Origin of the sequence: Bradyrhizobium sp. Mp27, assembly GCF_029953005.1 — a bacterium.
Classification (GTDB): Bacteria; Pseudomonadota; Alphaproteobacteria; order Rhizobiales; family Xanthobacteraceae; genus Bradyrhizobium; species Bradyrhizobium barranii.
On sequence record NZ_JASAUS010000502.1, the window covers coordinates 1 to 1,346 of the forward strand.

Below are 1,346 nucleotides of genomic sequence, written 5' to 3' on the forward strand. Positions count from 1 at the left end.
CCGCAACCCCGACCAGCTCCGACGACCCGAGCGCTACCAGCAGAGCACGCCGATCAAAGGGGTCCCTTTTGGAGGCCGATAGGGGGTCCCAGTCAAACGCCGATTGACAAAGCTCGGCTTGGTCGGACAGAGCGCGCTAAGATGAAAGTCCTACCGCAGAAAGAAGCGGCCAGTGTGGGTGTTCGCTAAGACTCCAGACAACGGACTTAACGTGGCCCGCTTTCACCAGATGACCAATCGCGAATTAGATGGGTTCGCAGTCAAATACACCAGTCGTCAGGTTGGGCCGAGCGCGGGTAAACTCCACATACGCGCCTAGCTCTCTTAGAGCTTCAACATCAGTCCTAATCCAATCAGCATTGTACGCGTACCCAAAGGTCACGGATCGAATCATGGCCGGAGGAACGTTCCAAAGACAAACGGGCGGCGACCCAGGCGCCTCAAAATCACACTCAGCCAGCTTTCGGAACATCCGCCATTCGCGCTCGTGCTGATAATCCGTATTTTTTATGAGAAAAAGGTAATAGGGGTTTCGCCAAAAATTATCTAGGTGGTCATCCGAATAGCGGACCCGCCTGATCACTCTTCCGACTGAATTCCCATCATTGTAGAAAAACGGATGGTTCACATCGAAGCCGACGACAAATCCGCTCCCCGAATCGGCGTAATAACTCCACATTGAGCGACTTAGAGGATCTTCAGTAAGACAGAGGACACCCACCTTGGAAATTACGTTATCCAAGACCTCATCAAAGCGAGCCTCAAATAGCTCCATTGCGCCATCCACGAGAGGATCAACAGATGCCTCAAATTCCGCCGCCATCCTTCCCTGGTGCTCTTTGCTCTCCAACAAGATCCTTGCGGCTGCTAGCTGCTCATCTGAGAGTATAACGCCGTGCGCTCGCGCCTCTTCAGCTAGATGGGCGAGTATCAACTCAGACTCGTTTACGATCTTTGAAAGCTTGACCCGCAAGGACTCCTTCAGCCGCACTCTTAGGTGAGCAGTGTTGGCTGACTCCCAACGCCGGCTAAACTCGAATGGATCATTCAAAACAGACCGCTGAGAAAAACGAAGTTGTGGCCGAGAGAAAAACGATCGCCGCGCAGCAGAAAAGTACTTGTAAATGAGTCTTTGGGGGTAGACCTCACTCTCGATACTCCCAATGTCGGTACCGATAAGCAGGCTGGCGTCGAGTGTTTCAGGCATCCCCTCAAGATACTTGTCGAGAACGCCCACCTAGCCCGTCCTATTCGTGAGAGTGCGGCTTTTGGGCCCGATTGATGCGGCCGCACATCTTGTCTGACGAGGCGCACAGGATTGCCTTCGGCTTTTCGCCGCCTGACGA

Annotated in this window: 1 protein-coding gene; it reads right to left on the reverse strand. The window is 53.5% G+C overall.

Annotated elements, in window-relative coordinates:
* Positions 1–244: 244 nt before the first annotated feature.
* Positions 245–1,237: a DUF2971 domain-containing protein gene (locus tag QJT78_RS51325; protein WP_038945438.1), complete on the reverse strand. Its 993-nt coding sequence runs from the start codon at positions 1,235–1,237 to the stop codon at positions 245–247.
* Positions 1,238–1,346: the final 109 nt, after the last annotated feature.